Annotated in this window: 22 protein-coding genes; 7 read left to right on the forward strand and 15 right to left on the reverse strand. The window is 40.8% G+C overall.

Features of this window, described 5'->3' with window-relative positions:
• Positions 1–111 precede the first annotated feature (111 nt).
• Positions 112–810 (forward strand): class I SAM-dependent methyltransferase, encoded by a 699-nt coding sequence (locus AC0VYC_RS09770; RefSeq protein WP_251211168.1) that lies wholly within the window; start codon positions 112–114, stop codon positions 808–810.
• A gap of 92 nt (positions 811–902) precedes the next feature.
• Entirely contained in the window at positions 903–1,154 is a 252-nt protein-coding gene (locus AC0VYC_RS09775) for a hypothetical protein (RefSeq protein WP_047946638.1), read from the forward strand.
• A gap of 49 nt (positions 1,155–1,203) precedes the next feature.
• Here the strand turns inward: AC0VYC_RS09775 and AC0VYC_RS09780 are convergent, their stop codons facing one another.
• From AC0VYC_RS09780 to AC0VYC_RS09800, 5 genes are all read right to left on the reverse strand, one after another.
• On the reverse strand, positions 1,204–2,034 hold the full coding sequence (locus AC0VYC_RS09780; protein WP_017367458.1) for a M15 family metallopeptidase: 831 nt from the start codon (positions 2,032–2,034) through the stop codon (positions 1,204–1,206).
• Between the two features lie 68 nt (positions 2,035–2,102).
• Positions 2,103–2,798 (reverse strand): purine-nucleoside phosphorylase, encoded by a 696-nt coding sequence (gene deoD, locus AC0VYC_RS09785; RefSeq protein ID WP_007500754.1) that lies wholly within the window; start codon positions 2,796–2,798, stop codon positions 2,103–2,105.
• 110 nt (positions 2,799–2,908) lie between these two features.
• Positions 2,909–3,226 (reverse strand): YodL domain-containing protein, encoded by a 318-nt coding sequence (locus AC0VYC_RS09790; protein WP_007500756.1) that lies wholly within the window; start codon positions 3,224–3,226, stop codon positions 2,909–2,911.
• Between the two features lie 54 nt (positions 3,227–3,280).
• Positions 3,281–3,889: a phosphatase PAP2 family protein gene (locus AC0VYC_RS09795; RefSeq protein WP_159159730.1), complete on the reverse strand. Its 609-nt coding sequence runs from the start codon at positions 3,887–3,889 to the stop codon at positions 3,281–3,283.
• 51 nt (positions 3,890–3,940) lie between these two features.
• A complete protein-coding gene (locus AC0VYC_RS09800; RefSeq protein ID WP_440147506.1) occupies positions 3,941–4,111 on the reverse strand; it encodes a YozD family protein in 171 nt (56 codons plus the stop codon).
• Between the two features lie 119 nt (positions 4,112–4,230).
• Here AC0VYC_RS09800 and AC0VYC_RS09805 point away from each other — a divergent pair, with 119 nt between their 5' ends.
• Entirely contained in the window at positions 4,231–4,365 is a 135-nt protein-coding gene (locus AC0VYC_RS09805; protein ID WP_017359686.1) for a hypothetical protein, read from the forward strand.
• On the opposite strand, the gene AC0VYC_RS09810 is transcribed toward AC0VYC_RS09805, so the two are convergent.
• The 7 genes from AC0VYC_RS09810 to cgeC form a co-directional block, all read right to left on the reverse strand.
• Positions 4,362–5,042, reverse strand: a complete 681-nt coding sequence (locus AC0VYC_RS09810; RefSeq protein WP_008346441.1) for a hypothetical protein — start codon at positions 5,040–5,042, stop codon at positions 4,362–4,364. The genes AC0VYC_RS09805 and AC0VYC_RS09810 overlap by 4 nt on opposite strands.
• Before the next feature lie 147 nt (positions 5,043–5,189).
• A complete protein-coding gene (locus AC0VYC_RS09815) occupies positions 5,190–5,414 on the reverse strand; it encodes a YozE family protein (protein WP_003215834.1) in 225 nt (74 codons plus the stop codon).
• A gap of 79 nt (positions 5,415–5,493) precedes the next feature.
• Positions 5,494–5,775 (reverse strand): YokU family protein, encoded by a 282-nt coding sequence (locus AC0VYC_RS09820; protein WP_024718564.1) that lies wholly within the window; start codon positions 5,773–5,775, stop codon positions 5,494–5,496.
• Positions 5,776–5,777: 2 nt separating this feature from the next.
• The gene (gene kamA, locus AC0VYC_RS09825; protein ID WP_008346434.1) at positions 5,778–7,178 is read right to left on the reverse strand and encodes a lysine 2,3-aminomutase; all 1,401 of its coding nucleotides are present in this window, start codon (positions 7,176–7,178) and stop codon (positions 5,778–5,780) included.
• A gap of 116 nt (positions 7,179–7,294) precedes the next feature.
• Positions 7,295–8,671 carry a sigma-54 interaction domain-containing protein gene (locus tag AC0VYC_RS09830; protein WP_203143358.1) on the reverse strand — a complete coding sequence of 459 codons (1,377 nt, stop codon included), beginning with the start codon at positions 8,669–8,671 and terminating at the stop codon, positions 7,295–7,297.
• 157 nt (positions 8,672–8,828) lie between these two features.
• Complete coding sequence (locus AC0VYC_RS09835; RefSeq protein ID WP_475388358.1) at positions 8,829–10,124, reverse strand: glycosyltransferase family 2 protein; 1,296 nt, start codon at positions 10,122–10,124, stop codon at positions 8,829–8,831.
• An 18-nt stretch (positions 10,125–10,142) separates the two neighbouring features.
• Positions 10,143–10,463: a spore maturation protein CgeC gene (cgeC, locus tag AC0VYC_RS09840; protein WP_050827307.1), complete on the reverse strand. Its 321-nt coding sequence runs from the start codon at positions 10,461–10,463 to the stop codon at positions 10,143–10,145.
• A 208-nt stretch (positions 10,464–10,671) separates the two neighbouring features.
• Here cgeC and AC0VYC_RS09845 point away from each other — a divergent pair, with 208 nt between their 5' ends.
• Both AC0VYC_RS09845 and AC0VYC_RS09850 read left to right on the forward strand, forming a co-directional pair.
• Entirely contained in the window at positions 10,672–11,073 is a 402-nt protein-coding gene (locus AC0VYC_RS09845) for a hypothetical protein (RefSeq protein WP_007500770.1), read from the forward strand.
• A gap of 183 nt (positions 11,074–11,256) precedes the next feature.
• A complete protein-coding gene (locus tag AC0VYC_RS09850) occupies positions 11,257–12,051 on the forward strand; it encodes a CgeB family protein (protein ID WP_234925056.1) in 795 nt (264 codons plus the stop codon).
• 28 nt (positions 12,052–12,079) lie between these two features.
• Here AC0VYC_RS09850 and AC0VYC_RS09855 read toward each other — a convergent pair whose 3' ends face one another.
• A complete protein-coding gene (locus tag AC0VYC_RS09855) occupies positions 12,080–12,802 on the reverse strand; it encodes an acylneuraminate cytidylyltransferase family protein (protein WP_138278649.1) in 723 nt (240 codons plus the stop codon).
• Between the two features lie 254 nt (positions 12,803–13,056).
• On the opposite strand from AC0VYC_RS09855, the gene AC0VYC_RS09860 reads away from it, so the two are divergent.
• Positions 13,057–14,085: an SDR family NAD(P)-dependent oxidoreductase gene (locus AC0VYC_RS09860; RefSeq protein WP_475388362.1), complete on the forward strand. Its 1,029-nt coding sequence runs from the start codon at positions 13,057–13,059 to the stop codon at positions 14,083–14,085.
• A gap of 53 nt (positions 14,086–14,138) precedes the next feature.
• Here the strand turns inward: AC0VYC_RS09860 and msrB are convergent, their stop codons facing one another.
• Both msrB and msrA read right to left on the reverse strand, forming a co-directional pair.
• Entirely contained in the window at positions 14,139–14,570 is a 432-nt protein-coding gene (msrB, locus tag AC0VYC_RS09865; protein ID WP_007500777.1) for a peptide-methionine (R)-S-oxide reductase MsrB, read from the reverse strand.
• Positions 14,570–15,103: a peptide-methionine (S)-S-oxide reductase MsrA gene (gene msrA / locus AC0VYC_RS09870; RefSeq protein WP_017367464.1), complete on the reverse strand. Its 534-nt coding sequence runs from the start codon at positions 15,101–15,103 to the stop codon at positions 14,570–14,572. The genes msrB and msrA overlap by 1 nt, the downstream gene beginning before the upstream one ends.
• Positions 15,104–15,241: 138 nt before the next feature.
• Here msrA and AC0VYC_RS09875 point away from each other — a divergent pair, with 138 nt between their 5' ends.
• Complete coding sequence (locus AC0VYC_RS09875) at positions 15,242–15,673, forward strand: MarR family transcriptional regulator (protein ID WP_007500780.1); 432 nt, start codon at positions 15,242–15,244, stop codon at positions 15,671–15,673.
• The last annotated feature ends 38 nt before the right edge of the window (positions 15,674–15,711 follow it).

A 15,711-nucleotide genomic window follows, 5' to 3' on the forward strand; every position in this document is an offset into this window, starting at 1 on the left:
GATTCTTCATCCGTCAACCAAAGGATCAAACTTCTATTTGAAAAGATAAGCCATTTCGCCCTGCAATGCATAATCTTTAGAGAGAAACATGATAAAGAAAGAAGGGATTCCATGAGTGACTATGTAGAAATGCTTGCTTATTTTGGGGTATCAGGTGCCCATCCTGGTGGAATTGAGCTAACAAAAACGATGATTGAGCATCTTAACTTGACGTCTGACGATCGTATACTGGATGTTGGATGCGGCACAGGACAAACAGCCGCCTATTTAGGACATTTAGGTTATGAAGTAGAGGCGATTGATACACATTCTTTGATGATTGAAAAAGCCAATCTGCGATTCGAGCGGGAACAACTACCTTTCCGTGCACAGCAAGCATCGATCGAACACCTACCATTTGCAGATGACTCGTTCTCTCTACTGATCAGTGAATCTGTTTTAAGTTTCACCCATTTACCTGCTGCGCTTGCTGAGATAAAACGGGTGCTTGCTCCTGGAAAACAATTGATCGCAAATGAGGCTGTGTTAAAAGTGCCGCTTCCCTCAAAAGAACAGGCAGCCATTCGGGAGTTTTATGGGTTTCACTCCCTCTTTTCATTTTCTGAATGGAAAAAACAGTTAGCGTCCGCAGGATTCCGTGACATTCAGATTCTCTCATTCGATGAGCACATGGTGCAGGAGGAGCCGACCGAAATGGAATTATCAGATGAAATACCACCTTCTCTTTATGATACATTACAGACACACTATGACCTGATTCAAACACACCGAGAACATCTGAGTCACCTTGTATTTGAATGTACAGTATAAAATGAGCGAATCTCCTATATGTTTTGTCCAAACTCTATGAAGTCTTTCGCATAGGATAAGAGTGAAAAGAGTTTGTCATAAGGAGGAAAAACATGGAGCGCTACTACAAACTTTGTCAGCAGCATATGGGGAAAGTAGCTAGAATTACTGATCGAAATGGCAGAGTACATGTTGGACGTATTGAGCGGGTGACAAACCGCAAAGTTTATATTCGTCCAGTCGGCGGGTCCCGCGGGGGCTTTGGTTATGGATATTACGGAGGTTATTATGGCTGGGGTGCAGCTTATGGCATCGGTCTCGGTTTTATTACCGGCTTCGCTTTAGCAGGTTTGTTCTTTTTTTAAAACGGCGTATAAAAGAAGGCCTCCCAGCTTCGGGAGGCCTTTTATTTGTTTATATTTTCTTCACTTTGTTCATGTATTCTTCGAATGTTAAATCATGATCATGCATCGCTTTTGCAGCTTCTTTCCCTACATAGCGCAGGTGCCACGGCTCATATTCATATTTCGTGATGTCTTCTTTCCCTTTTGGATAACGGATGATAAAGCCATATTTGTAAGCATTTTTGGCTACCCATTTACCATCAGGTGTTTCACCAAATTTTTCAGAGATTTCAAAGCCGGCACTTTTTGAGGAAATATCCATAGCTAGACCTGTTTGATGTTCACTTTCGCCTGGTAAGGCTACGGCTTCTTGGGCTTTTTCTTTCCCTTTTAGTTTCACTTCACTATCAAAAATGACTTTTTGACGGTCATAGGAACGATAGCCCGATACTGCAGCAAGCTCAAAGTTTTCCTTTTTAGCACCTTTGAATAACTTCGCAAGTGCCTCCGCTGCTTCTTTTCGAATATATCGTTTTTCAATATCCTCTGAAAAAGAGAATTCCACTTTTGGTACAACGAGATCAGAAGGTTTATAGGTTCCTGGCAGTGCATATTCTTTGTTCACTAAAGCAAGCACATTTTCAGGGTTTTGAATGGTCTTCAGTCCGCTCACTACCTTGATGTCATTGAAATATTCACTCTTTAACGTCAGCTCTTGATTAGATGAATCTGCCGTATCGTTTGAGTTTTGCTGGGGTGATGAACTTGCTGCGTTCTTTTGTTCGTTTGTTTTGTTAGATTCAGTGGTACCGCTTTTCTGATCCAGCAACTGGCAGCCTGATAATGCGGCCGTCAAACCAAGAATCGATGCGATTGAGAGTATTTTATAGCTTTTCTTCATGACATACCTTCCTTTTGCTCTACTAAAAAAATAAAGATGCGCTACATCGTAGCACACCCTTTATACTATTATAAAACAGAATCTAGTGCAATTAAGATCATTTCGTCAAATGTCGTTTGACGCTCTTCAGCAGTTGTTTCTTCTCCTGTTAGCACATGATCACTCACTGTCAGAATCGACAACGCTTTTCTGCCAAATTTTGCAGCAAGCGTATAAAGAGCCGTTGTCTCCATTTCGATCGCTAGAATTCCATATTGGTCCATCAGCTCAAGTGGTTTTTCATTATAAAATTGGTCTGCTGTAAATACATTCCCAACACGCACAGCTACATTTTTCGCTTCTGCTGTGTCGTAGGCTTTTTTCAGTAAACCAAAATCAGCACATGGTGCGTAATCAATCGGTCCAAATGCCACACGGTTCATTTGAGAATCTGTTGATGATGTTTGAGCTAAAATGACGTCACGTACATTGACATCTTTTTTGATCGCTCCGCAAGAACCAACACGGATTAAGTTTTGAACATCATAGCTTTGGATCAGCTCATTCACATAGATCGAAATAGACGGTACGCCCATTCCAGTACCTTGTACAGAAATGCGTTTTCCTTTATATGTTCCAGTATAACCATACATGCCGCGCACTTCGTTATAGCACACAACATCTTCTAAATATGTATCTGCAATATATTTCGCACGAAGCGGATCGCCTGGCAGCAATACCGTTTCTGCAATTTGTCCTTTTTCTGCTCCAATATGTACACTCATTTTTTAGCCTCCACTTACGTTTAACATGTGTTTAGTCCCATTTATTATAAACGATTGAGATCAAAAAAGAAAATACCAGCTGAAAGTAAAGCTGGCATCGTCGTTTATATTTAACTCATCGTCATTAGGCGTTCACTGCGTTTCCATCCTGCCGGAAAGAGCTGGTAGTAGCACTTCCCTTTTTTCTGGTCATCAATCACAACGATATCTCCTGTTGTGATAAACCGTGCATTGTAATCATTAGGGACTGTATCTTGTACATTAAATGTCGAGAATGCTTTTTCTAGTACATCAAGGTGTGTCCTGCCGCCAATCTTTGTCCGGTATACAGGTTGATGCCCGCTTTCTGCACCATATTCAGGTGTTTGATAAATGGTTAAGTGATAAGCTGAAGGTTTCTTTTGAAAAAATCTCAACGTCAATTGCATTCAAATCCCTCCCCTTTTATATAAAATTGGCTGGGATCTATGAATTTCCTTCTTCTATTTTTGTCGAATGACGGACAATTTTTCGTCAATCTTTTTACATATGAGAAATAAAGCTAGTCCTATCGCAAAGCCCCCTGCTACATCAGTGACATAATGAACACCGATATACATCCTGCTGATGCCGATCATCAGCACACAACACCCTGTCACCATGTAGACTGCTTTTTGTCTCTTTTTCAGCCATGGAATCATTTCAATTAATAGATAGGCGATAAATGGATAGATCGTTGCCGCATTCATAGAATGACCGCTCGGAAAGCTATAATAGGTCTCATTCACTAGATGATCAAAGGCTGGACGCTCTCTAGCAAACAGTCCTTTCAGTTCATGATTGACCGTTTTTTCTGCTATATATAGTAGAAAAAGCAGCATAATAGAGTGGTAGCGTTTATACATAAACAGCACCACGCTAAAGATGAGCATGATTGGGACAAGCAGCGCACTGATACCAAAGTCAGTCAAAGTCAGCATGACATCATTTAAAAAAGGAAGTCTGATGTTTTCAAACGATAAGATGATCTGGTTGTCCAACTCCTGGAACATGCCAGACACCATAAGCGCTGCGATGGCGCCAAACAAAAGGAAAAAAATGATGACATACACGCGAAACAATTCCCCTCCCTTTCTACTCAGAATCTCTTCAAAGTATAGTGCCTACTGCGCCTCTTCTTCAACTATCATTGCTTTCCTCAGCATATATTCAAATGTAATATCGGCAAGCTCAAACGTTTCCAGCTCAGATGGTATGTACCCTCTTTTGACCAGCTCCGTGTAGAAGAATTCTGCAATTTCCTCTGTATCAATCACCAAATCTGCTTCTTTCATTGCTTTCCGCCTCCTTTTTTATGATGTATGAACGCTGCCTTATTTTTATTACAGTTTGTCATAATGGCTCATTCCATACATATAAATGCAGTAAACGAAAAGAAAAGGGGCATGAGGCAATGAAATGGTTAAGCATTTTAGATGGACATACTTTTGATCAGGTGATGGGCCGTATCTTGAGGGGATGGTTTTATGTGATTGCTTTTTTCTGTGTTCCTTACTTTTTATTCGTGTTAGGACAAGTCTTCTTTTAACCAAAATGTTCGTTTAAACTTTCCAAAATAAAGTCCATCATATCCTTATATTCTGGGTCTTTGAAAAATTCATAGAGAATTTTATAATCATTGTAAATATCAAGAAGCTCATCCACTATAGATACAGCGAGAAATTCTAGTGATGCTTCGCTTTCTTGTTTCTCTTCTAACTGTAATAGAGCGGTTTGCACCATATCTTCCTCTATTTCTTTTGAGGTTTCTCCAACGTAATGCACAAAAAGAAGTTGATGAACAAACTGATCCATCTCATATTTTCTTAGGACAAGCGTCAAGTCTTCTTCTTCTGTTTCCAGCCATTCTCCGTCTTTTAACCTTGTCAGTTCATAAATGACATCTTCCCAGCCATCTTCAAGGTAGCGCCATATCTCAGTCCGATGGCCAATGATTTTAAATAGCTCTTTCCCGTAATCCTTTACATATACAACATCGCCAATGAGGAACTCATATTCAATGTCCAGCTTTTCTGTATCTACAATCACCCCGTCGTACTCATCGTAAAGCTGAAGTGATGTTTCAAAATAAAGCACCTCATTATGATTGACCTCATATAGATAATGTTGGTCAATTTGATGGACTTTTGTTATCGTTCCAACTGTGCCGTACATGACAACGACGACAATATCCCCTACTTTATATTTTGGTGCTTTCGCCTTCATTCTGTCTCCCCCTTGCCCGACTTTTGGTCTTAACGTATCGTATGCCGGCGCAAGGAATTCTGCATGGGCAACCACACCATGCAAAACGCCATTTTATTTCTTCATGAAAAAACCGCTTCTTCCATACGGAACAAGCGGTTGTGTGTGTTATTTTTTTTTGACTTCTACTTCGTATTGCTCAAAAGCCTCATCAAATGTCGTCATGGAGCTTAAATAGTCCCCATTTAACTCTAAATAGGCACATAGCTCATGATAATCAGTGGATGCTTTAGGAAAGCTGTGATCTTCATAAGCAGCATTTGCAAAATGACTAATTTCATCCTTCGGTTTTGGATGTCTGTACTTCATTAAATAATGGTAAAACGACTTCACCTGTTTTTCCCTCCGCGACACTCTATTTTGTTGTTATATTATACAGGAATTTGATGACTTGTATAGGCGGAGGTACAACTTATGAAGAAAAATCAAAGTAATTACGCTTTAATAACCGCTCCATGCTCATTAATTCTTCATATGAGATTTTTTCTGGAAGTTTTGTTTGATCGACTAAAATTAATTGATCTTCTATCTCTTTTACTGTCTCATCCTTCTGATACGTCATCCCGCAATGCGTGCAAGAAATCGAAGGCGTTTCCAAAATCTCAATCGATTGTGTGCCCGTGATGAGTTCCCAATAGACTGTGGTCTGTCCTGCGTTCGCTTTCTTCTCCTCACACCAATCACATGTCAGCAACGTTATTTCTCCTCCTTTACGGTTTGTTCTTTTTTGAGCTGGGCTTGATATTTCTTCTCTTTTAATTCATCTCGTTTTTCGCGTTTGTTTTTGAGCGTATCATGTTCAGGATTCGTTTCATAAGACTCTCTTCGTTTCATTCGGCTTAAATTTTCAGGCGTAAAGGATCTTGCTTCATCCTCAAATAGTGCTGTTATGCCAATGGCGGGTTCTTTCTTTTCTTCATAGATTTCATTAAAATACGCATCTGCTTGGCCTGCGACGTAATGTTCCGGCTCTGGATAAGAGGTGATCACACCTTCAAAGTTACGCAGGACCACTTTCTCTGGGCTTTGAGATAATAAATAATTTGGCTGTAAGGTGATCTTACCTCCTCCGCCTGGTGCATCTACAACAAAGCTTGGCACAGCATAACCACTCGTATGTCCTCTTAAGCCTTCAATGATTTCAAGGCCTTTTGAAACAGGTGTTCTAAAGTGGCCGATCCCCTCAGATAAATCACATTGATAAATATAATAAGGTCTGACGCGAATCATGACGAGATCATGCATCAGCTTCTTCATAATTGGAACACTGTCGTTAATCCCTGCTAGGATCACCGCCTGATTACCAACAGGCACGCCAGCATTGACAAGTCGCTCACACGCTTCTTTCGCTTCTTTTGTGATTTCAATGCTTGTATTAAAGTGAGTGTTCAGCCAAACCGGATGATATTTTTTTAAAATCTCACACAATTCATCTGTAATTCGCTGCGGAAACACGACCGGTGCACGTGTTCCAATTCGAATGATTTCAACGTGAGGAATGTCTCGTAAGTTTTTCAAAATGTATTCAAGCACTTGATCATTAATTAACAGCCCGTCACCGCCTGAAATTAACACATCCCGCACTTCAGGGGTTTCTCTAATATATCCAATGGCGGCATCTAATTGCTTTTTCGGCACGCCCATCCCGATCTGACCGGAAAAGCGCCTTCTCGTACAATAGCGGCAGTACATGGAGCACTGATTTGTGACAAGAAACAGCACACGATCTGGGTAGCGGTGCGTTAAACCTGGAACAGGTGAATCCTCATCTTCATGGAGCGGATCTTCGAGGTCATATTTTGTTTTATGAAGCTCCTCTGCAATCGGTACAGACTGCATACGAATTGGACATCTTGGATCGTCTGGATTCATCAGTGAGGCATAGTAGGGTGTTATGTTGAGTGGAATGGTTTTCGTGGAAATCTTCACCCCTTCTTTTTCCTCTTCTGTTAAGTTCACGACTTTTTCTAAATCTTCAAGCGTTTTGACCGTATGCGTCAGCTGCCAAATCCAGTCGTTCCACTTTTCCTCGGGTACGTCCTTCCAAAGTTCAATGTCCTTCCAATGTCGCGCAGGTTGATACAGTTTTTGATTCATATCCATTCCCCCTATCAGCATTCACTTTATACTATGCAAGTTATGTGCCAACATGGGAAAATGCCCCTATTCTTTACAAAAGGAGCTTTTCCGTCACATTCACCTGTTTGAAGTGCCTACTTTTCGGCATCTGTATATTTTTTTAGTTTATACTGCAATGTTTGTCGAGGAATTTTTAAAGCGGCTGCCGTTTGCTTAATATTCCCTGCGTGCTGTCTTAAGGCTTCTTGAATCAGCGTTTGTTCAAATGACATCACTTGACTTTTTAATGAGGACTCTGGCGGATAACTTTCTATCTGATGCGTCCGCAAATGGGCAGGGAGATATGCTGGGGTGATTTCTTCTGCTTCCTTTGGCATCATCAAGACGGCATGCTCGATCGTATGTTTTAATTCTCTGACATTCCCTGGCCACTGATGGGCCATAAATACTTGGACGGTTTCTTCAGAAAGGCGGTTGACGTTTTTAGAAAATTGCTGATGATACATTTGAATAAAGTGGCGGGATAACAGCTGGATATCATGCTTCCTTGTGCGAAGCGGCGGGATATGAAATGATGACACATGCAGTCTATAAAATAAGTCTTCTCTTAACATTTGTTTTTTAACGGCTTCAAATGGGTCGATATTGAGAGCAGTAATCACTCTGACATTTACTTGAACCGCCTTTGCATCACCTATCCGGCGGACAACACCATCCTCTAACACACGCAGTAATTTTGTTTGAAGCGTAAGCGGCATCGCTTGCAACTCATCAAGAAAAAGCGTACCGCCATCTGCTAACTCAAACAACCCCTTGCGATCTATTGCGCCCGTATAACTTCCTTTGACAGACCCGAATAAAAGACTTTCAAGCAGCGATTCTGGAAGAGCAGCGCAGTTTTGCGGGATAAAGACTTGATCTTTCCGATCAGATGCATGAACAATCGCTTGTACGAGTACCTCTTTTCCTGTCCCAGTTTCCCCGAAGACCATAACCGATGAAGGATATGCAGCAGCTTTTTCCGCTTTCTCCAGCATCTCTTTTAAGTGTGGATCATTTGTTAAAAATGAAGAAAAATCGAGCATTTGAGTGGTCTCCGCGGCACCATCCGTTCGTTTTTTTTGATCTAAACGATTCGAAAGTGCCGACAGCTTCGACACATCCTTCGCTACTTCTACCGCCCCAATTAACTTGCTGCCTTCCATAATGGGCAGTGTGGTGTTGACGGTCTCAATTTTTTCTCCATTTTTATTCAAATAGGTTTGCAACGAATGATAAATGGGTTTTCCTGTTCTAAGTACATGCATGAGTGTACTTGTCTTTTCAGTTAATGAAGGATACACATCCAGTATGTACTTGCTAATCACCTCTTCTTTCGCTAAACAGTCGAACTTCGCTGCATTATGATTATAAAAGATGGTGACCCCTTGATCGTCTACAACGTGAATCGCTTCATCGATGGCTTCTAAAATTAATTCAAACCAATCCGCTCTTTCGACAACCTTCCCCACTATTTCCCCCTCACTTTCTATGCCGAAAATTCGGCACTGTATTGCCCAATTTTCAGCGGCTTGATGATATTCAACGTGTTTCCCCTATCCTTTTCACGTTTCGCTTTTTCCTGTCGATCTCCTGCTTTTTTCGTCAATTCTAAAAAAAGCACCCCTCTTAGGAGGAGTGCTTTCGCCCTGACGTTTGATAAAGAGACAAGTCAAATTCCTGAAGAGACTCCATATACAGCGGCACAATTGGCTTTCCTTCTTGAAAAAATGTAAATTGAGAAGGTTGTAGTTTGATTGGCTGATGGTAAAACGCAAATATTTTCACTACCTCAGGGACAATTCGGCAAAAGGTATCATGCACAAATAAATAGACATCTTGTTTCCATTTAAACAGCCGTCTATTTGGCGGGCTGAATATAGGAGATACTTGAATGATCTTGCCATCCTTAAACGTCTCCAGCTGCTGTTTTGTGACCGTGTATATCTCCTTTTGATGAAACTGAAAATATTGCACATCACGTCTTGAAGCAAACCGTCTTTTTGTCTGATGTTCAATATAATAAAATGTTCTGCCGTTATCTGCGGTAACGACTGTATAATTCGGGACTGTCAGCGGCTCGTTCATTTCATATTTCATCGTACATAAGGAAGGAACACGAATTGCACGCCTGTTCTTTTCATTCACCCAGCGCCTGTCAATGCGATGAAGAAATCCGCTAGCGATTTGATAATAAGCGCCTTCTCTTTCAATCACAGCTCCGTCAATTAAATCGTAGGGCATACTCGCAAACATATGATGGAATGATTGTGGCGTTTTAAATGTGGTATCAAGTACTTCTTGTAATGGAAAGAACGCAGCAAAACGATTTAGTCTCATCCAAAACACAGAGTCAGCATGATGCCAATGTTTTGGTTCGTCGGCCCAGTATTGTCCGTATTTTTCATGAATAAGCGAAAGCAGCCGGCTTCTATGCATAACAGAGCAATGGTCGACTTGAAAGGATGCATGCTCCAACACTTGATCTGCTTCTCGAACGAAGCTCGCCGTTTCCACCAAATGCTGATTCACATGCACGACACGCTGCGAGGAATAGACGATATCTATGTGAGGCTTCGATTGAAAAACCTCGACCATTTTCTCTAAACGATCTTTTCTGTAGACTGTATCATCAGTTACATAACAAACCAGCTCACCTGTTATACGTGTTAATGCTTCATTAATTAGCGTTGCATAACGTACAGTCTTCAGCCGGTTTGCAGGATGAATTTGATGAGAATACAATTGAATACGCTTATCCACTAAATAAGGCTGCATCTTTTGGATCGTTTCTTGTTCAGAGCCATCATCCATGATCAAAAGCTCCCAATGCTGATACGTTTGTTCTACCACACTCTTTAGCACACGTTCAATGAAATCAGGTTTGTTGTAGCTTGTTAATATCACTGATACTTTCATGACCATTATCCTTTTTTAAATAGATTAAAAAGCCCCCCAGCTGACAATGTTCACATAAGGAACACTTACTCTTAGCTGATTTGTCGCATTTTTAAAGACTGCTACTGAGTCAAACAATTGTACGACAACCACGTTTTGCAGCACATCTCCATTGACTAAATGAACACGCGGCAGCGGAATGCCGAGCTCAAGCCACGGGCGCAGCAATTCTTTAATCTCTGACGCATTCCCTTCCTCACTTTCCTCTAAAAGATGAAGAAGAAGTATTATCAACACAACTTCAAGTATTCCTTCTGTTTCTAGTAATTCTTCGTTCCAGCCATTTAATAGTTGTTCAAATTCCATTCAGATTCCCTCTTTCTTCTCGTTTGATCTTTACTAGAGTATGAGGATCACTTCATTTAGCATCAGCATTTGAAAACATTTTTCAAAAATGTGTGAAGTCATTAAATGAAAAAAAGAGCAAGGAATGAGCATTCTGCTTATACCAAAAAAAGAGAACGGCATATACATAGTGGTGTGTTTGAATGGATGAAGAAAGGATGGGGAAAACATGAGCGAAAAGCGTGCCGAATTAAAAAAAGAGCTATTAAAGCTGTTTTTCAAACCGCTTAGTCATGCGTTAACAGTTAATCTCGAAGAAGGAGGAGTTCAAGTGGAAGAAAAATTGAACGATTTATTTAGTGAGGTAGCTGCTGAAGCATCACCTTCAGATTCTGCTACAACACTCGACGTATCTCAACCAGCAAGATGGATTTTCGCAAGACTTGCACCTGGAACAGTCATTAGCATTGTCATGGACTCAGGTGACTTAATCGGACCCGTTCAATTCGTATCATTCGATGCTTCAACAGGTGTTGTTTTCGTCACACAAGAAAGCTCTGTGACACCTACGGGCTCTGCAACGACTCTATTAGATGTAGATAAAGTAGAAAGTGTTACGTTCACATCTTAATGTGAGAGGGCCATCATGAAGCTTCTTTATATCAGCTCTGGCTACGGTGGAATCTATCGGATGTTCGATCAATGGATAGAAGATAGCTTGATTGATTCCCCCTTTTCATGCGTCAAGGTGGAAAGGGAAACTCTACCCGCTCATATGCACAAAATCCGGACATTTTCTCCGGATTTTGTTTTCATGATGATCGGTGATCATATTCCAACAGAACTGCTTCATCAATTCAAACAAGAAAAGATCCCCGTTGTACTGTGGATGACAGAAGACCCTTTTTATATAGATGTGTCAGCTGCATGTGTAAGTGATGCACAGCTGATCTTAACGATTGACGAAGGTGCTTTGTCATTTTACAAACAACTGGGCGCTGATCACACGCACTACTTTCCCATTCCAACCAATACACACGTATTTCAGAAAAAAAAATCACCACATGAGTCGTGCATCTATGACATTGCACTCATTGGCTACCCTTATCCAAACCGCATCAAAGCCATCAATACACTCTTACATCAAAACAAATGGCGCATTCTCGTAGCAGGAAAAGAGTGGCATCGCGTGTTGAATAAATCACGCAGACGATATCGTGATCTCTCACTGATGACCCACTGGCTGAGTCCCGAGCAGATGGCAAACATCTATCAAACATCAGCCATTGTTCTGAATCCGCACAGGCCCGCGCAATTTGCCTATAATCAAAACAAAGCCAATGTTCAAAATATGAGCCTCAACAACAGAGCATTTGATATCGCTGCAAGCGGAGGCTTTCAGTTGACAGATCTACAACCGTCACAGGCATTTTCAAGCTTCGCTTTTTACACACATGAAAACGATTTGATTAAGCAGGTCGAGCACTATGTAACAAACCCTCAACAAAGACAATCGGTTGCAGAGAACAATTACGAGCAAGTCGTTCGCTGGAACACATTTGATACGCTGCCTTACAGACTTTATGAAATAGTCAAAAGCGCCCTATGACCGGGCGCTTTTTCTAATTGCCATCATCTTATGCCGTTCCTTCTGCATCTTGCCGAGCCAATAAATTCTTCTCTGCCTTTTTCCGATCTTCCTCACTTTTCACAACAAGCGATTGCGCATGATCCATCATATATGCACCAACAGATCCTTCTAAAAAGGAATGAATGCATTCTTTTGCATATGGAACATGAAACGCATAGACAGCTCCATTTAAACGTCCATACGTATAAGGGTGCTCCTGAGTTGGTACAAAAAAATAATGATTGTCCTTATACAGGCTGGCTTCATTGGTGTCATGAAGTGTCCAAGTTTCATTTGGATTTTCTAACGCCTCTGTAAAAGAAGCCGCACAATCATATCCACCCTCTACTAGAAGCTGTAAGCAGTTCTCAATATCTGCCGTCTGCCTTAGTGGTGATGATGGATGCAAATACAAAACAATATCAAACGTCTTTCCCTCTCGTTCTAAATAAGCAAGTGCATGCTTCACAGCTACTAAAGAAGGTGTTTGTTCCGTCACATGTGTGCTTGGCAGTTCAATCACATTTGCTCCGTAGTGAGATGAAATGATTTGAGTATTCACATCCTCTGAAGATACGATGACTTCATCTAATTCAATCATTTGTAATAATGGCTGAATGGTCCAATAGATCAGCGGCCGCTCCGCCAATACGCGAATGTGTTCAGCATGATGTTCCTGCTTGCTGCTAAAAGCTGGTATCATAGCTAAAATACGATTTCCCCTATACATGTATGATCTTCTCCCCTCGCGCAGCTCAGTATCAGAGAATAAATTCTGAGAGCTGAACTGATCACCGTACTGAAGTTCTTCAGGTGCCTCGCTATTCTACTTAATCTTCTATCTCTACATATTCTATTAAGTCGTCAAGCAGATGGTTATAATTGGTTCACCTAATTTATGCATGAAGTGGTTCTTTTCCTCAAACGTCTTCCACTCTTTCACATATGATGCAAAGTAGAGAAATGAGAGTTGGGGGATTAGATATGTCCAAACAAATAGAAACGAGTTTGAAGACCTTTTTTCGTGACAAAATCATCTTGGTCACAGGCGGTACGGGTTCGATTGGCCGGCAGATTGTGAAAAAATTAACAGCCTGCTCTCCTAAAAAGGTCATTGTCTTCAGTAAAGATGACAGTAAACAATACATGATGAAAAATGAATATGCGGCAAATCCAGAGGTTGTATTTGCACTTGGAGATGTGAGGGATGCCAGCCGCGTCAGGCAGCTTGCCAAAGGGGTAGATATCATCTTCCATGCAGCTGCACTCAAACAAGTACCCACCTGCGAAGATAATCCGTTTGAAGCTGTCCAAACCAACATCATCGGCGGACAGCATGTCATTGAAGCAGCACTTGAACATGAAGTTAGTCATGTTGTCAACATTTCAACCGACAAAGCGGTTTCTCCGACAAATGCCATGGGAGCTACAAAATTAATTTCAGAAAAATTGTTTTTTCAAGCGAATGAAAGTATTTCAAATCAGAAAACGAGGTTTTGCTCTGTCCGGTTTGGCAATGTGCTTGGATCAAGGGGTTCCGTCATCCCCATCATGCTTCAACAGTTGTTAAATGAACAACCTCTAACTGTAACTGATCCTAAGATGACACGCTTTTTTATGTCTATCGAAGAAGCTGTATCTCTCACGCTTGAAGCAGCTATCATGATGAAAGGCGGCGAAACATTCATTCTCAAGATGGAGTCATTACAGCTGGCTGATCTATTGAAAGCATTTCATGAATATGCCGATCTGATCAATGTTCCTTCTCCTGATATTCTCGTTGTCGGAAAAAGACCTGGAGAAAAACTTCACGAGGAGCTCACATTCCCTCACGAGGCAGATGCACTGTTTGAACATGAACAATTTTATGCCATTTTACCAAGACCACATCTTCACCCTCATTTTCAAAAAGTTCATTTGACCCATTACACATCAAACGAAGCACCGCTCATTACAAAAGAGAAGCTGTTTCACATCATTGAACAATTACATCATACCCACCATAAAAAATAAAAAAATCGTCACACGGAAGCAGCTGACTTCCATGTGACGATTTTTAAAATCAATTATTGAAAGATGTGTTTCAAATGACCATAGCCTTCTTTTTCAAGATCATCCTTCGGGATAAACTTTAAAGCGGCAGAATTAATACAATATCGAAGGCCGTTTGGCCCTGGGCCGTCAGGGAATACATGACCAAGGTGAGAGTCGGCCGTCTTGCTGCGAACTTCAGTCCGCACCATGCCATGGCTCGTATCTACTTTCTCTTCTACCTCTTGATCTTCAATCGGCTTTGTAAAACTTGGCCAGCCGCAATGGGCATCAAATTTATCTAAAGAAGAAAACAATGGCTTGCCTGAAATGATATCTACATAAATGCCCTCTTCCTTATGATCCCAAAATTCATTTTGAAATGGCGGCTCAGTGCCATTATTTTGCGTCACTTCGTACTGCATTCGGTTTAATTCTTTGATGCGCTGCTCTTTTTCGTTAGCCATTATTTATCACTCCAATGAGATTGAATAAAACCTGCTCTGCCCGAACCGACATGGTATCGTTCGTAGTGCATTTTGTTCTTTTTATAATAATGCTGATGATATTCCTCAGCAGGATAAAAAGGACCAGCCTCTAAAATTTCTGTCACGATTGGCTTTTGGAAAATTCCGCTTTGGCTCAGCTGCTCTTTTGATGTTTCTGCAAGTTGCCTTTGTTTTTCATTGTGGACATAAATCCCTGTACGGTAGGACTCTCCTCTATCACCAAATTGTCCTCCATCATCTGTTGGGTCTATTTGCTGCCAATATAGTTCTAATAGCTTCTCATACGGAAAAACATCTGGATCAAAGGTAATTTGAACGGCTTCTCTATGGCCTGTCGTATTTGTACATACTTCTTCATAGGTTGGATTCACTGTATGTCCGCCAGTATACCCTGATTCAACTTTGATAATGCCTGGCTGTTCATCAAAAGGTTTAACCATACACCAGAAACAGCCTCCAGCAAATGTGGCTAATTCTTGTTTTTCAGACATATTAGTGCCCCCTTCATTTAAAAAATGGTATCATCATATTATAACATGATAAAAAATAATGAAAATGATACGACTTGTATACCTAAAAACAAATGAAAGCATTCTGTCGTATCTTAAAATATAATGGGGGTTTAATGATTGGAACAAAGAAAACAAATGATGTATGAAATGGATACTTTACTGAGAACCGTATTTAAGCAAATACGTTATGAAATTAACAGCTTGCTTGAAAACGAATTATCTCGGAATGAATTTCTCATTTTAAATCTGCTGCGTGAACAAGGCGCAAAAAAAGTAACGGAATTCGCCTCAATTCTCGGTGTATCAGCAAGCCATATTACAGCTGTAACCGACACGCTTGTAGAAAAAGGCTGGATCACTCGTATCCGTTCAAAAGAGGATCGACGCATCATCAAAATCCACTTAACCGATAAGGGTAAGGAAATTACTGAGCATTTTGAGAAAAAGAAAACAGAATACTTCATGGAACGATTTGAATCATTTGATGATGAAGAACTGAAAACGATGATCAAATTATTTAAAAAGCTGGATAAAAGTCAAAAGGATTAAGCATAGAATTTAGCGTGGAGGACATGCTACGGATAAAA

The sequence above is a fragment of the Bacillus sp. iso_77 genome (assembly GCF_056173625.1).

Excerpts from the sequence above, each read along its gene's own strand:
- AC0VYC_RS09810 (WP_008346441.1), bottom strand. The coding sequence starts at position 5,042 with ATGAAGGCGAAAGCACCAAAATATAAAGTAGGGGATATTGTCGTCGTT.
- cgeC (WP_050827307.1), bottom strand. The coding sequence starts at position 10,463 with ATGGAATTTGAACAACTATTAAATGGCTGGAACGAAGAATTACTAGAA.
- AC0VYC_RS09780 (WP_017367458.1), bottom strand. The coding sequence starts at position 2,034 with ATGAAGAAAAGCTATAAAATACTCTCAATCGCATCGATTCTTGGTTTG.
- AC0VYC_RS09835 (WP_475388358.1), bottom strand. The coding sequence starts at position 10,124 with ATGGTCATGAAAGTATCAGTGATATTAACAAGCTACAACAAACCTGAT.
- AC0VYC_RS09775 (WP_047946638.1), top strand. The coding sequence starts at position 903 with ATGGAGCGCTACTACAAACTTTGTCAGCAGCATATGGGGAAAGTAGCT.
- AC0VYC_RS09860 (WP_475388362.1), top strand. The coding sequence starts at position 13,057 with ATGTCCAAACAAATAGAAACGAGTTTGAAGACCTTTTTTCGTGACAAA.
- deoD (WP_007500754.1), bottom strand. The coding sequence starts at position 2,798 with ATGAGTGTACATATTGGAGCAGAAAAAGGACAAATTGCAGAAACGGTA.
- msrB (WP_007500777.1), bottom strand. The coding sequence starts at position 14,570 with ATGGCTAACGAAAAAGAGCAGCGCATCAAAGAATTAAACCGAATGCAG.
- AC0VYC_RS09770 (WP_251211168.1), top strand. The coding sequence starts at position 112 with ATGAGTGACTATGTAGAAATGCTTGCTTATTTTGGGGTATCAGGTGCC.
- AC0VYC_RS09800 (WP_440147506.1), bottom strand. The coding sequence starts at position 4,111 with ATGAAAGAAGCAGATTTGGTGATTGATACAGAGGAAATTGCAGAATTC.
- AC0VYC_RS09850 (WP_234925056.1), top strand. The coding sequence starts at position 11,257 with ATGATGATCGGTGATCATATTCCAACAGAACTGCTTCATCAATTCAAA.
- AC0VYC_RS09790 (WP_007500756.1), bottom strand. The coding sequence starts at position 3,226 with ATGCAATTGACGTTGAGATTTTTTCAAAAGAAACCTTCAGCTTATCAC.
- AC0VYC_RS09805 (WP_017359686.1), top strand. The coding sequence starts at position 4,231 with ATGAAATGGTTAAGCATTTTAGATGGACATACTTTTGATCAGGTGATG.
- AC0VYC_RS09855 (WP_138278649.1), bottom strand. The coding sequence starts at position 12,802 with ATGTATAGGGGAAATCGTATTTTAGCTATGATACCAGCTTTTAGCAGC.
- kamA (WP_008346434.1), bottom strand. The coding sequence starts at position 7,178 with ATGAATCAAAAACTGTATCAACCTGCGCGACATTGGAAGGACATTGAA.
- AC0VYC_RS09845 (WP_007500770.1), top strand. The coding sequence starts at position 10,672 with ATGAGCGAAAAGCGTGCCGAATTAAAAAAAGAGCTATTAAAGCTGTTT.
- msrA (WP_017367464.1), bottom strand. The coding sequence starts at position 15,103 with ATGTCTGAAAAACAAGAATTAGCCACATTTGCTGGAGGCTGTTTCTGG.